Source organism: Methylocapsa sp. D3K7 (assembly GCF_029855125.1).
Classification (GTDB): Bacteria; Pseudomonadota; Alphaproteobacteria; order Rhizobiales; family Beijerinckiaceae; genus Methylocapsa.
Genome location: NZ_CP123229.1, coordinates 2,685,342 through 2,698,144, shown reverse-complemented (window position 1 = coordinate 2,698,144; position 12,803 = coordinate 2,685,342). Strand labels below are relative to the sequence as shown.

Annotated in this window: 14 protein-coding genes; 6 read left to right on the top strand and 8 right to left on the bottom strand. The window is 58.5% G+C overall.

Going from position 1 to position 12,803, the window contains the following annotated elements:
- Positions 1–227: 227 nt before the first annotated feature.
- Entirely contained in the window at positions 228–1,103 is an 876-nt protein-coding gene (gene mutM / locus QEV83_RS12660; protein ID WP_280128086.1) for a bifunctional DNA-formamidopyrimidine glycosylase/DNA-(apurinic or apyrimidinic site) lyase, read from the top strand.
- An 11-nt stretch (positions 1,104–1,114) separates the two neighbouring features.
- Here mutM and QEV83_RS12655 read toward each other — a convergent pair whose 3' ends face one another.
- Positions 1,115–1,870 carry a L,D-transpeptidase gene (locus QEV83_RS12655; protein ID WP_280128085.1) on the bottom strand — a complete coding sequence of 252 codons (756 nt, stop codon included), beginning with the start codon at positions 1,868–1,870 and terminating at the stop codon, positions 1,115–1,117.
- A gap of 249 nt (positions 1,871–2,119) precedes the next feature.
- On the opposite strand from QEV83_RS12655, the gene QEV83_RS12650 reads away from it, so the two are divergent.
- The gene (locus QEV83_RS12650) at positions 2,120–2,674 is read left to right on the top strand and encodes a PadR family transcriptional regulator (protein ID WP_280128084.1); all 555 of its coding nucleotides are present in this window, start codon (positions 2,120–2,122) and stop codon (positions 2,672–2,674) included.
- Between the two features lie 93 nt (positions 2,675–2,767).
- Here the strand turns inward: QEV83_RS12650 and QEV83_RS12645 are convergent, their stop codons facing one another.
- Complete coding sequence (locus tag QEV83_RS12645; protein ID WP_280128083.1) at positions 2,768–4,294, bottom strand: heme peroxidase family protein; 1,527 nt, start codon at positions 4,292–4,294, stop codon at positions 2,768–2,770.
- 228 nt (positions 4,295–4,522) lie between these two features.
- Positions 4,523–5,350: a LysR family transcriptional regulator gene (locus QEV83_RS12640; RefSeq protein WP_280128082.1), complete on the bottom strand. Its 828-nt coding sequence runs from the start codon at positions 5,348–5,350 to the stop codon at positions 4,523–4,525.
- Between QEV83_RS12640 and QEV83_RS12635 the strand changes: the two genes are divergently transcribed.
- The 4 genes from QEV83_RS12635 to QEV83_RS12620 all read left to right on the top strand — a co-directional run bounded on the left by QEV83_RS12635 (position 5,349) and on the right by QEV83_RS12620 (position 8,032).
- Positions 5,349–5,702: a hypothetical protein gene (locus QEV83_RS12635; RefSeq protein WP_280128081.1), complete on the top strand. Its 354-nt coding sequence runs from the start codon at positions 5,349–5,351 to the stop codon at positions 5,700–5,702. The genes QEV83_RS12640 and QEV83_RS12635 overlap by 2 nt on opposite strands.
- Before the next feature lie 136 nt (positions 5,703–5,838).
- Entirely contained in the window at positions 5,839–7,098 is a 1,260-nt protein-coding gene (coaBC, locus tag QEV83_RS12630) for a bifunctional phosphopantothenoylcysteine decarboxylase/phosphopantothenate--cysteine ligase CoaBC (RefSeq protein ID WP_280128080.1), read from the top strand.
- A complete protein-coding gene (dut, locus tag QEV83_RS12625; protein ID WP_280128079.1) occupies positions 7,095–7,586 on the top strand; it encodes a dUTP diphosphatase in 492 nt (163 codons plus the stop codon). The genes coaBC and dut overlap by 4 nt, the downstream gene beginning before the upstream one ends.
- The gene (locus QEV83_RS12620; RefSeq protein ID WP_280128078.1) at positions 7,583–8,032 is read left to right on the top strand and encodes an Rrf2 family transcriptional regulator; all 450 of its coding nucleotides are present in this window, start codon (positions 7,583–7,585) and stop codon (positions 8,030–8,032) included. The genes dut and QEV83_RS12620 overlap by 4 nt, the downstream gene beginning before the upstream one ends.
- 43 nt (positions 8,033–8,075) lie before the next feature.
- Here QEV83_RS12620 and QEV83_RS12615 read toward each other — a convergent pair whose 3' ends face one another.
- From QEV83_RS12615 to QEV83_RS12595, 5 genes are all read right to left on the bottom strand, one after another.
- The gene (locus tag QEV83_RS12615) at positions 8,076–8,342 is read right to left on the bottom strand and encodes a DUF1150 domain-containing protein (RefSeq protein ID WP_280128077.1); all 267 of its coding nucleotides are present in this window, start codon (positions 8,340–8,342) and stop codon (positions 8,076–8,078) included.
- 357 nt (positions 8,343–8,699) lie between these two features.
- Complete coding sequence (locus tag QEV83_RS12610) at positions 8,700–10,280, bottom strand: CarD family transcriptional regulator (protein ID WP_348273223.1); 1,581 nt, start codon at positions 10,278–10,280, stop codon at positions 8,700–8,702.
- Positions 10,281–10,638: 358 nt separating this feature from the next.
- Positions 10,639–10,977, bottom strand: coding sequence for a ferredoxin FdxA (gene fdxA, locus QEV83_RS12605; protein WP_280128076.1), 339 nt, complete (start codon positions 10,975–10,977; stop codon positions 10,639–10,641).
- Positions 10,978–11,302: 325 nt separating this feature from the next.
- Positions 11,303–11,599, bottom strand: coding sequence for an RNA-binding S4 domain-containing protein (locus QEV83_RS12600; RefSeq protein WP_280128075.1), 297 nt, complete (start codon positions 11,597–11,599; stop codon positions 11,303–11,305).
- 39 nt (positions 11,600–11,638) lie between these two features.
- Positions 11,639–12,787, bottom strand: coding sequence for a GTP-binding protein (locus QEV83_RS12595; RefSeq protein ID WP_280128074.1), 1,149 nt, complete (start codon positions 12,785–12,787; stop codon positions 11,639–11,641).
- Positions 12,788–12,803: the final 16 nt, after the last annotated feature.

Below are 12,803 nucleotides of genomic sequence, written 5' to 3'. Positions count from 1 at the left end.
CGGGCATCATAACCTAGAACGCACGAAGAAGGCCAAGATTGCCACCAATTCGATCACTCATCGCTGAACCATGAGTAGTACACGTGACAAATAAAAGCCGGCATTCCTGGGGCGGCGCTGGGTTTGCCGCGCTACCCGCAGCAGCCCTCTGTGCGTTTTCGTCTGTTGCATTTGACCGGAAAGCCAATTGCGCCGCAATTGGCTGAGCCCAACCAAGGATGCCATAGGTGCCTGAACTGCCCGAAGTCGAAACGGTCCGCCGGGGGCTGGAGCCCGCCATGCTTGGGGCGCGGCTGATCGCGATCGAACAGCGGCGGCCGGATTTGCGGTTTCCTTTTCCCGAGCATTTTGCGGAGCGGCTGACCGGCCGGCGCGTCGAGGGGTTGCGGCGCCGGGCGAAATATCTGATCGCCGATCTTGACGGGGCGGATCTGCTCGTCATGCATCTTGGCATGTCGGGATCGTTCCGCATTGAACAATCCGGCGACGCGGGGCATCGGCCGCCAGCGTTCGAGGCGGCGCCGAAAAATTCCGCGCACGACCATGTCGCCTTCGACCTCTCGACCGGCGCCCGCATTGTTTACAACGACCCGCGCCGTTTCGGTTTCATGCAATTGATCGCGCGGCCGGACTTCGCCGGCCATCCTCTCTTCAAGAATATCGGAATCGAGCCACTCGGCGGCGAGCTTGATGGCGCCACCCTGGCCAGGCTTTTCGCTGGCAAGAAAGCGCCGCTGAAGGCCACACTGCTCGATCAGAGTTTGATCGCCGGGCTTGGCAATATTTATGTCTGCGAGGCTTTGCACCGGGCTGGGCTGTCGCCGCTTCGCGCCGCCGCCAGTCTCGCGCGCAAAGATGGCGGCCCTCACCAACGCGCGATTTTACTCGCGCGTGTCATCCGCGAAGTCCTCGAAGAGGCGGTGGCGGCGGGCGGATCATCCCTGCGCGACCACCGGCAAACCAATGGCGCGTTGGGTTATTTCCAGCACAATTTCAAAGTCTATGGCCGCGATGGCGCGCCCTGCCTCCACTGCGGCGGCGTGGTACAGCGGATCACACAATCCGGCCGCGCCACCTTTTATTGCGGCGGCTGTCAGAGATAGCCACCAAGCCTCTACCCGGCACTGGCGAGCTTGTTGGCTCCAGGAGAGGCGAGCACCACGACCCGGGTGCCGACCGGCGTTTTCTGATAGAGATCCATCGCATCCTGGTTGATCATGCGAATGCAGCCGGAGGATTGGCTGAGGCCGATCGTCCAAGGCTCGTTCGTCCCATGGATGCGGAAATAGGTGTCCTTGTTCCCCTGCCAAAGATACATGGCGCGGGCGCCCAGAGGGTTGGATGGGCCGCCATGCATGCCCTCGCCGCTTTGCAGCGCAACCATCGATTTCTTGAGGTCAGGTCTGCGGTCCATCATTTCCTTGGGCGGATACCAGTCCGGCCATTCCTGCTTGCTCTTGATCGTTGCGTCCCCGGTCCAGACGAAGCCTTCGCGTCCCACACCGACGCCGTAGCGGGTTGCCCTGCCGCCCTCTTCCACGTGGTAAAGATAGTGATTGGCGGGATCGACGACGATGGTGCCCGGTGCTTCCTTGGTGTCATAGGCAATGTTCGTCCGCAAAAAAGTAGAATTGACATCCGACAATTTTACGGGGGGCACAGTGAAGTTGGCGTCTTTAACCTCGCCATAAACGTCGTTGTAATTCGGCGAGACGGCATTCGCCACGGCGGGCGAGGGCGACTGCGGGGCAGACGGGGGAATAGCAGCTGCGACGCTGGCATTGGGGTTTGAACTGACACATCCGGCGAGAGACGCAGCGGCGGACGCGGAAACTCCGGCGAGGATTGAGCGGCGAGTCAAAATGGACATTTTCGCACCAAATTTAGATGGGGTTGGCGGTATTTATACTTTGTAAAGGAGAACAATACGCCGCGATATGACGGATATGTCACGGTCACGAGTTTTGTTTGTTTGGATTGGGGCGTTTCCGGGGATTTACCCGTCGCGCGGCGGGCTTCCCGCAATGAGCAAAAAAAAATTGCGATCCGGCCTTGTACCGATCTTATCTAGATATATCTTTATCAGATATATCTAAATTGGTCGGTTGAGGAGTTTCTCATGCATTTTCACCGTTTTTCCCATTCCTGCGCACAGCGCGACGGCGCTTATGGCGGCGGCGAGCGGCGCCGGCATTTTGGTTTATTTGGCGCCCGCCGCCGGATGTTCGACCAGGGCGACGTCCGCCTCGTTATTTTGAAACTGATCAGTGAAAAACCCTCGCACGGCTACGAAATCATCAAGGCGATCGAGGATCGTTTGGGGGGCGCTTATGCGCCGAGCCCCGGCGTCGTCTATCCAGCCCTGACGCTTCTTGAAGAGCAGGGGATGATCCGCGTCGAGTCGACCGATGGGCCGCGCAAGCTTTATGCGATCACGCCGGATGGCGAAACCTTGCTGGAACGCAATCGCGGCCTGGTCGACGCGATCTTCGGCCGCATCGCGGAAATCAATGCCCGTCACGGCGGCGGCCCGGCGCCGCAAATTCTGCGGGCGATGGAAAATCTGAAACTCGCCTTGCGGCTGCGCCTCTCACAAGGCCCGCTCAGCGCCGAACAGGTCGCGAAGATCTCCGATATTCTCGATGCCGCCGCCAAGGGGGTGGAGGGGAGCTAGCGGGCATGGGTTGGTTTGCCGGGAGATCAGCAGTCTCGTGGGGCGGTTCAGGTCAGAGTGCCGGCGCCCGCTTAATCTCCACGGTTCGATCCGCTAATGAAGCGACGGCCCTTGACCCAGGGCGTAGGCGACGAAATCTTTCAGCGCGAAATCCGGGCCCGTCACCGGCTTCCATTGGGGATCGAGCGAGAGCATTGAAGTGGGATCGCCAAAGATCAAGCCGAGAATGACCTCGGCAACGATCCGTCCGCCCACCGGCCCGAGTTGTGGCGTGTTAATAGTCTTCGGTGGGCCTGTGACAGGGATTTTTAGCGGAGTCGATTGATGGGCAGCTTCAGCGAGAACATAGGTCCAGAGCGGACAGTTCTTGGCAAACGCACCGTTCGCGATCTGGTCAATCGGCACCGGTTCTTCGCCCGGATCTGGAACATCGACAGCCTTTCCGATCAGGATATCAGAATCGTCGAGCGGGTTAATCTGCATCGCCTTAGCGACCGCCTGTCCCGATGGCAATCTGAGCCGCCATCCACGCTCAAGATTGCGTAGGCCCAGCGATGGCGGTGGGTCGGACGCGACAAGATCCGGAAGTTTCTTGAGCGGACTAACCAATGAGGCATCAATCCGATAAGCAAACTGGAGGCGCAGCTTATTGGCCGCGTCCTCACCATCGCCACCATAAGCGCGGTTGTCGATGTCGATGAACCGGCCCCAGTCAATAGCGCGACCCACCGCCATGGTCTGGAACCCGGTCAGTCCGACCTTCAGCTCACCGACGGGGAATATTGGAAGTAGCATGTCATCAGCGGAGTTGAGTCGATAGCCCGGTCTGATCATGGAATGTCCCAGGCGGTATGCCGCTACGGAGAACTCCACGGGCATGAAGGGCGTGTTGTGCCAATGAAAAAACTTCATCTTATTCTGATCGTAGCTGGAGCCTGTCTTGAGCGCGCCGAGCACTGGGGCGCTGATAATGCGCGGAAGAAAGTCGTTCAGGACAATATACTGATAGTGGAACCGCACTCTTTCTTGCACGCTTTCAAAACCGAGACCCGGATTATCGTCGACCATTCGGTTATGGAACCGGAGGAAAAGACTCTGTAGTTGCGATACGATGCTGTTCTCGTCATTGCGCGGATCGCCGATCAGGGCGCGGCCGCCGAATCTGGGCAGATCATTGGCGTCCGCCAGATCCTGACCTTTCAGTGTATCGCCCAGCCGAAACTTGAGCCCGTCATAGATGTAGGGCTGGTCGCTCGGCCCGCGGCCATAGACGTTGTCGAGATCCAGGGCCGGAGTGCGAAAGTCGACCAGGCCGTCTGGATCTTGTGATTTGGTGAGCAAGCTCACCGGATCGTAGGTGATATCGTGGTCGATGAACTGACCCAGGTAGGTGTAAAGGGCGGGGATGCCGCTCTCCTCCGCATCGGGTCCGTCTTTTGGCGGGTCAAATCCAGCAGACATGCGGTCCGCCAAAGCGGAAAGATTGGCGATGTTATCGGCCTCGGTACGGCCGAACTGGGCAGGCGGGGTATTTCGAAACATCCGGCCAAACCGACCCTGGGCGAGCAGGGAACGGGTTGCGCTCAGGCCGCGCTGGATAATGCTATGGTGGCCGGTCATTGTGTCCCCCCGGAAACAAACGATCGAGATGATTTTGGTTGAAACTAAGCCTTGCTAACTTAGTCCATGCCATATTATCGCACCATAAGGCTAAGTCAACGGTACTGTCCGCCAAGCCAATTTGTTTATTAAAATGTGAAAGCGATGAACGCCTTTGAGACTTTGATTCGATGGAGGTGGAACGGCATCTCGGCCTATGCTTGAACTCATCTTCGCGCCGGAAAGATTCTACCCGGCATTCCGCTCTTGCGGCGGCTTAATCAGCAAGATTTTGTAGGAAATATCGAAGAAGCTTGGTGCCGCGCATCTTTTGACTTTGCTGCCACGGAACAGGATTTCGGGAATCCATGCCGATCCCAGCCCCGCTTTCACTTGTGCGAAGAGAGCTTCCGCCGATGCGCTTTCGCAGACCGGCGATTCCTGAATGTGAATATGATGCTGATCCAACATCGCGGCAATTTGCATCCCATAGGCCGTGCCGGGCGTATAGACCATCACAGCGCCGCTGAGCTTATTGTTGGCGCAGGACACCGGTCGTTTTTGCGTTGCGGCCGAGACAAGCACCAGACGATCCTCGCCAATGTCCTGAACATCGAAGCCAGGTAGCATATCTTCCCTGCCGAAATGCGGGATCAAGCTCATATCGGCATGTTTTCGCTTGAGCGCCTCGAGACAGCCCGCGATGGACGCGACAATCAGCGAGTAATTTTCCAATTTGCTTTCGGCCAGCCATGCCGGAAGGAAGGTGGCGGCGAGCGTATTGGTTGTGTAAATGCGCAACGTTTTCTTGAAATGGCTGGACGTGCTTAATACGGCCCGACGGGTATCGAAGATATCTTCGCGTAACCTGTGGGCACGGGTCAGAAATTCCTCTCCCGCGGGGGTAAGGCTGACGGGACGCGACTGCCTGTAAAACAAAGGCGCGCCGAGCCATTCCTCCAGCCTCTGCACGCGGCGGCTATAAGCGGATTGTGTCGTGCATCGCACCTTCGCCGCGCGGGTAAAATTCCGTGTCTGGCTTAAGGCAAGAAAATCATCAATCCATTGGAGTTCCATGATGCATAAAATGCATCATATCATCGAATATGAAAATTGGATTTTGCAGGCTAGCGGGATTTATATGCATGAAACTGAATTAGGCACGGTGGCGATGATGGATATGGATCAAGGGGCCAGTAACTGGGTTCGGGACTTCAGCGAGCAAGGTGCTCCCACATGCCACTTGCCGAAGAGCGTGCGTTTTCTCGGAGAGGTGCCGGCCGCCGAAACGAGGCAGGACCCATGCGCCGCCATGTACGAGTTTGAAGTGGTTACGGGAAATGCGGCCTATAGGGAAGGCGAGCGGTTCTATTTAACACCCGCCCAAGCGCAACGCGTTTATCTCATTCTTCCTCCGGACCATCAATGAGCCTCGTCCCGGAACCCAATGGGTCAAGGACCGGTTAAACCGCAACCCCGCCTTTCCTGAGGCTCGACAGCTAAAGTTCTTCCGCTCGGTTTAAACTGGCGCTAACAGTTTTTAAAGCGCGAGAGGACCGAGCGTTATGACCGCATTTCCGGAAAAACGCATTCTTCTCATCATCGGCGGCGGCATCGCCGCCTATAAGACGCTCGAACTCATCCGCCGTTTGCGCGAGCGGGGAATCTTTGTGCGGGTGGTGATGACGGAGGCTGCGAAAAAATTCGTGACAAAACTCTCCGTCGAAAGCTTGACCGGGAGTGAGGTTTTCGACGAGCTTTTCGCGCTCACTGGCGATTCCGGCATGGGCCATATCGAACTCTCCCGCGACGCCGACCTGCTTGTCGCAGCACCCGCAACCGCGGATCTTCTCGCCAAGATGGCGCAGGGCCTTGCAGGCGATCTCGCCTCAACGCTTTTGCTCGCCACCGATAAGAAAATCCTCGCCGCGCCCGCGATGAATGTGCGGATGTGGCTGCATCCGGCGACTCAGCGCAGCGTGGCACTTTTGCAAAAAGACGGGGTGATTTTTGTTGGCCCCGAATCGGGCGATATGGCTTGCGGCGAATATGGGCTGGGCCGGATGAGCGAACCAGCCGGCATTCTTACCGCGATCGAGCACTTGCTCTCGGGCGATATGCGGCTTCCGTTGCCTGGAGACCTTTCTGACGAATCGGCGGGCCCAGGATCCCTCAAAGGGCGGCGCGTGGTCATAACCTCGGGGCCGACGCATGAACCCATCGATCCGGTGCGCTATATCGCCAACCGCTCATCTGGCAAACAGGGCCATGCGATCGCCGCAGCAGCCGCAGCCGCCGGTGCCAATGTCGTTTTGATTTCGGGTCCGGTCTCGCTGGCCGATCCGTTTGGCGTCAAGACCATCCATGTCGAAACCGCACAGGAGATGTTGACGCAAGTCGAGGCGGCCCTGCCGGCCGATATTTTCATCGGCGTTGCGGCCGTCGCCGATTGGCGGGTGGCGGAAACCTCCCTTGCAAAAATCAAGAAACACCCAGAGGAAACGCCGGCTCTGACGCTTGTCGAAAATCCAGATATTTTGGCGGCGATCGGACGCCGTTCGAAGGACCGCCCGGCACTCGTAGTGGGTTTTGCGGCGGAAAGTGAAAAGCTTCAAGAAAACGCACAAGCAAAACTGATTGCCAAAAATTGCGATATGATCGTCGCCAATGATGTGACCGAGGCGGGCGTCCTCGGGGGAGAGAGCAATAAAGTGTCGCTTTTGACCAAGCAAGGCAAAGAGAATTTGCCCTTGATGACCAAGCAAAAAGTTGCCGCGAGACTGATCGAAAAGATTGCGGGCATGCTGGGCGGCAACGGCCAGTGAAGCCCCGCGCGGAGGCCGTCAAGATCGGGCTGAAACGCTTGCCGCACGGCAAGGGCCTGCCCCTGCCCGCCTATCAAACGCCGGGCGCAGCCGGAATTGATCTTCTCGCCGCCTTACCGCTCAACACAAAAATCGTGCTCGAACCTGGCGGCCGGCATTTGGTGCAAACCGGTATCGCGCTCGCCATTCCGCAAGACTATGAGGCCCAGGTCAGGCCACGGTCCGGGCTCGCGCGGGATCATGGTGTCACGGTGCTCAACGCGCCCGGCACGATCGATTCCGATTATCGCGGCGAAGTCGGCGTGCTGTTGATCAATCTCGGCGATGAGCCCTTCGAAATCGTCCGGGGTGCCCGGATCGCCCAACTCGTCGTTGCGGCCTGCGCAAGGGCGGTACTCGTCGAAACGGCGGAGCTCACCGTGACCCAGCGCGACGCCAATGGATTTGGATCGACGGGGACCTTCACGGGATGGGAGGAGCCCAAGTGATACTTCTCTCCCGCCGTGGCCAGCTCGCGCTCGCCGCGGTTGTCGACATCGCAATCCACGCGCGTCCCCTGCCGGTCGCGGCCAAGGCACTCGCGGCGCGGCTCGAACTGCCGCCCCGGCGCCTCGAATCCCTGCTCCAGGAGCTTGTTCACGCCAATATCTTGAAAGGGGTGCGCGGCCCGCGCGGCGGTTATGAGTTGGCGCGCGAACGCCGCCGGATTACTGCGGCTTCCATTCTGCGGGCCGTATCCAGCGAAACGGGAGGCGAGTCCGGTGAGGCGCCACACTGCCAGCTTGTCAAGCAGGTGGTTGCACCGATCGTTGAGGCCGCCGGTCAAGTGTTTCTAGATAAGCTCGAGACCATCACGATCGACGACATCTGCCGACGCACGGAAGATCTAAAGCTGTGGGATGAAAAAACCGCTGGTGCGGATTTCGCGATTTGAGCGGCCCCTCGCTTCCCGTGCTTCAGGTGAGTTTTCTTGAGGCTTAGTGAAGGCTCACCATCTCAAGTTCCTGCTGCATCGCATTGGCCACCGCGGCATCGCGCGAATCGGTCACCACAATCGGGGTGCCATCGGCGCCGAGCAAGGCGAAGAGTTGCAGACCAGGCGCAACCGCCGGGGCTGCCGGGAAGAGCTGGGCAAGATCCTCGGAGCGGATCGGTTTCACATAGGCCACGCGGCCGCCGCCAAGGCTCGCGAGCTGCTCATTCGTCAACAGGGGCCGGGATTCGGCATTGTTCGTTTCTAACATCTGGACATCTCCTAAACGAGCGATCTGCTTAAGACCCGCCCTCGTGGCGAACCGTCCGTTGCGCAGTGTGCCGCGACCCTTTCCGATGCCAATCTTCAGCCTCGTCTAAAGCCCGCGGATTCCAACATCTCCTCTACACGGCGGGACCCTCAGCGGCATCCCACGAACATTCGCTGTGTCCCGGATATGGAGACAGTCAGCGCCGTTTCAAGAAGGTCAGCGACGGCTTGTGTCCAAAACCTGGATTGCCGTGTGAGACTTTGCCGGTTCGGAGGCTTTTTTAGGGCAGACGAAAACGCCGCTAAGACAAAAAAAGGCCCGGCACAAGGCCGGGCCTATAACGTCCGCGCAGCAGATTTACGCCGCTTCTTCGATCTCGGCGTCATCGGGATCAATATCTTCGGCTTTGCCGCGGCGCGGTCCCTTTTGCAATTGTCCCTCGATCACCTTCAAGGATTCCGTCTCGGTCAGCTTCTCCACAACAACGATTTCGCGGGTCATGCGATCGAGAGCTGCCTCGTAGAGCTGCCGCTCGGAGTAGGATTGCTCGGGCTGCGTATCGGAGCGATAGAGATCGCGGACCACTTCAGCGATCGCATTCAAATCGCCGGAGTTGATCTTGGCCTCATATTCCTGGGCCCGGCGCGACCACATGGTTCTCTTGATGCGGGCCCGGCCCGCCAAGGTGTCGAGCGCAGCTTTGATGGCCGAGGCATCGGCGAGCTTGCGCATTCCGACACTCGCGGCCTTTGGCGTCGGCACCTTCAAAACCATCTTGTCCTTGATAAAGCTGATCACATAAAGCTCAAGTTTGAAGCCCGCGACTTCCTGCTCTTCGATCACGACGATCTGGCCAACGCCATGCGCTGGATAGACCACGAACTCCCCAGGCTTGAACATTGGCCGTTGAGAATTGGCGGCCTTCGCCGGCTTCGAGGCGGGGGTCGAGGTTTTTTCCATCGGCCTTGCTTCCACCATATTGGCTTGTGAGGCATCGCTCCCGACCGGCGTCAGCGCGACAGGGGGCACCAGCGGCTTCGCCAAAACATTAGGCGGCGCGAACGTGCTCTTGCTCTCACCGCGGGGGCTCTCCCTGGCGGCCTCATTTGCCGCCGGACGTGTGGAGTTCGTATCCGTGGCGGGAACAGTTTTCATGGATGCAACTTTCTTAGATTCCTTAGTCACCGTTGTCGGCTCGCTTGATTTAAGAGACAGGTCAGAAGAGTTGTTGACGGCCGGCTGCGATAGAGAGGCGGCAGCTGTGCGCTTGCGGGCTTCCGAGAGGCGCGCCGCATTCTGCTTAAACGCCAGCAATGCCGCTGCGGTCTCCTTGCCGGCGGCAGCTTTCTGTACGGCAGCCGTTTTGCCGTCCACGGGTTTGCTCGCCGTAACTGGCGCGCTGATGGCATCGTCGCGCAAAACCTTCACGGCTGCAGTTTTTGGCGTGGCGGCAGGCTTTAAGGGCGCAACGCGTTTCGATGCCGTGATCCGTTTGGCGGCGGTTGCGCGGGCAACCTGTTTTGCAGGGAGCACCGGCTGGCTCTTCGATGCCGGAGACCGGCGTGCGGCGACCGTCTTTTTCTTGTTGATTTCCTTGGTCAAATTTTTGTTCATCTTCTTGTTCTTGGATGCGGTGACACGGGATGGTGCGGCGGACGCCCTTTTGGTTTTCAATTTCGCTTTTTCCGCAGCCTTTCTGGCCGCTAGCGCCTTCGCCACGAGCGACTTGGCGGCGAGCTTCCCCGCGACCTTCTTGGCAGCAACTTTCGACGCGGCCTTGGCAACGGACGGCTTGGCGGCAAGCGCCGGCTTGGTAACCGTTTTCTTGGCTTTGGAAACCGCGAATCGTTTCGACGCTTTTACCTTGGGGGTCCGGATTCCTGGCTTTTTCGCCTTTTTAATTTCCGAGGATTTCATAGTCTTCTTGACAGACGCCATTACAAGCGCGCTCCTTTTTCCTGTCCCGCTTTGGAGACGGGACGGCTCATCGACGGCGGGCATACTCTCCGCCGTTCGGAAACTCTGCAATTCGGCCCTGAAAAGGCTCGAAGCGGGATGCTCCTAAACGATGATCATCTGTCTATGACTTAGCTGGATTGACGAAGCGAGGAACTTTCCACACTGCCATAGAACCCATGCCCGGACGCCTTTGATCAGCAACCGGGACATCGACGATAGGGGCCGCAAATTTCTTGTTTGCCAGCCGCCATAGAACACTATCGCACAAAATTGAACGGAAATCAAAAGATATGCTGCCGGAAAGACGAGTATTCCGGTACTCACCCTGACCTTAACCTTAGTCTCCCGGGCCCGGATTGGCGGAAAAATAGGCCTCGAGTTTGCCTGGCTTGCCGTCAAATTCCTTGGCGTCCGGAGGAGCATCCCGCTTAACCGTTACATTTGGCCAAGATGCCGAAAGTTCAAGATTAAGCTTAAGCCATTTCTCCAGCCCCGGCTCCGTATCCGGCTTGATCGCCTCGGCAGGGCATTCGGGCTCGCAGACCCCGCAGTCGATACATTCATCAGGATGGATCACCAGCATGTTCTCGCCCTCGTAGAAGCAATCCACCGGGCAAACCTCGACACAATCCATATATTTGCACTTGATACAATTTTCGACGACGACATAGGTCATGATGGTTTCCTTCGCAAGCAAGGAGCGCCTTGACGGCGCGGCCAGCCCGCGGCTCGTATGCTGCTAGGGTCGAGGAAAATGGGCGTCAGTCAACCACGAATTATCACCTGTCCCCCCGGGGATACAGCCAAACCCGGGAAAGGTACTCCGCTTGGCGGCCGCGTTATCACACGCCTGCAAATACCAGCAGTGCTCCACACAATCCAGCAAACTTAGCCTTGCCAAAATGCCGCACATACGTGGCTGCGCTCCGCGAGCGCATCGCAGCTCTCCAATGCGAATGGATATAATCATGCCGCTTCATTTCAGCAAGCAAGCTTTGGCCTCAAATGAGATGATTTGAGCATCCGTTTTCCTGACGCGGGCTCAAGTCCTCGAAAAGCAGCGCCGCCTGGGAAAATCCTTCCCTCCGGGTCCCCGCAGCCAGGATTTTGAGAACCCGCACCCGATGTTCGAGCGCGATCGTCAGGACGTCACCTGGACCCACCGGCTTCGCTGGTGTTTCAATTCGTCGCGCATTCAAGCGAACATGGCCTTCGGCTATAAGCCGGGACGCCAGGCTGCGAGTCTTTGCCACGCGGGCAAACCACAGCCATTTATCAAGCCGCTGCTTTGGATTCATGCCCACCCTTCATTTTGGGCGCTCCAATAACATCCAGACTTAATCGAGCAATCCCGCTTTGCAAGGCGCCAGAGGATTGCCGGTCAGCGCCGCACGGTCCGGGCTATCGGGTGACGGGATATCCGCCACGGCACGCCACAATGCATCGACGAAGGCTTGGTCCAGATCCCGCAAAATAAAGACGATCCGGGTCGCATGATCCCCGTCCGGCCACGCTGGAAGCCGCCGCGGCGGATGAAACACATGTTGCACCCCCTGGATGACAAGCGGCCTCGCAAGATCATCGGCCAGCGCCACAATGCCCTTGAGCCGCAAAAGTTTGGGCCCGTGCGCGCCCTGCAGCAATTCGATGAAAAGATCGAGAGCCATCGCGGATAGCGGCACTTCGTGGCGGATGCAAAACGCGCGAATGCGGGCATCGTGCCGGTTGACGTCAAGCGCTCTGTGAACAGCATGTGCGTGGCTGCCAGGCGGATGATCATGATCAGCCCGCGCCGGGTAAGCCTCCGCGTTCAGCCAGCGCCGCACATCGGGGAGTTTCTGGTCAGGGTCGTAAATCCCAAGATTGAGAAGGGCCTCGGGCGTGGCTTGGCCTTGTGCCGCATCGAGCAATATCGCGCCTGGATTAAGCCTTGCGAGACGCGCCCGTAGTTCCGGCAAGCCCTCCCCATTGGTTAGGAGGTCCGTCTTGCTCAGGACCAGCCGGTCGGCCATCGCCGCCTGCTTTACGGCTTCCTCGTGCGCTTCAAGCGTGTCGCTTCCATTCACCGCGTCAATAAGGGTAATGACGCCGTCAAGCCGGAACCGCAAGGCGAGATAGGGATGCGTCATGATCGTGTGCAGCACCGGCGCTGGATCGGCAAGGCCGGTGGTCTCGATAATAACCCGGTCGAATGGCGCGATGCGGCCATTGTCCCGCCGCCGCAAAATATCTTCCAAGGCCGCGATGAGTTCGCCACGGATCGAGCAGCACAAACAGCCAGATGTCATCACAAGCATGTCGCCGTCGACCCGTTCGACGAGCAGATGATCGAGGCCGATTTCGCCAAACTCATTGACGAGGACGAGAGTGCCCGCAGCCAACGGATCACGCAACAAGCGGTTCAAAAGGCTGGTTTTCCCGGCGCCCAGGAAACCCGTGATAAGGGTCAGCGGAAAGGGTGGCGGCGGTTTCTTGTCCTCCCTCATCGGCAGCACAAATTCG

Bases quoted from the DNA above. Each gene is read 5' to 3' on its own strand.
- QEV83_RS12640 (WP_280128082.1), bottom strand. From the start codon at position 5,350: ATGGAACTCCAATGGATTGATGATTTTCTTGCCTTAAGCCAGACACGG.
- QEV83_RS12600 (WP_280128075.1), bottom strand. From the start codon at position 11,599: ATGAATCCAAAGCAGCGGCTTGATAAATGGCTGTGGTTTGCCCGCGTG.
- QEV83_RS12650 (WP_280128084.1), top strand. From the start codon at position 2,120: ATGCATTTTCACCGTTTTTCCCATTCCTGCGCACAGCGCGACGGCGCT.
- QEV83_RS12615 (WP_280128077.1), bottom strand. From the start codon at position 8,342: ATGTTAGAAACGAACAATGCCGAATCCCGGCCCCTGTTGACGAATGAG.
- QEV83_RS12645 (WP_280128083.1), bottom strand. From the start codon at position 4,294: ATGACCGGCCACCATAGCATTATCCAGCGCGGCCTGAGCGCAACCCGT.
- QEV83_RS12595 (WP_280128074.1), bottom strand. From the start codon at position 12,787: ATGAGGGAGGACAAGAAACCGCCGCCACCCTTTCCGCTGACCCTTATC.
- QEV83_RS12635 (WP_280128081.1), top strand. From the start codon at position 5,349: ATGATGCATAAAATGCATCATATCATCGAATATGAAAATTGGATTTTG.
- QEV83_RS12655 (WP_280128085.1), bottom strand. From the start codon at position 1,870: ATGTCCATTTTGACTCGCCGCTCAATCCTCGCCGGAGTTTCCGCGTCC.
- QEV83_RS12610 (WP_348273223.1), bottom strand. From the start codon at position 10,280: ATGGCGTCTGTCAAGAAGACTATGAAATCCTCGGAAATTAAAAAGGCG.
- coaBC (WP_280128080.1), top strand. From the start codon at position 5,839: ATGACCGCATTTCCGGAAAAACGCATTCTTCTCATCATCGGCGGCGGC.
- fdxA (WP_280128076.1), bottom strand. From the start codon at position 10,977: ATGACCTATGTCGTCGTCGAAAATTGTATCAAGTGCAAATATATGGAT.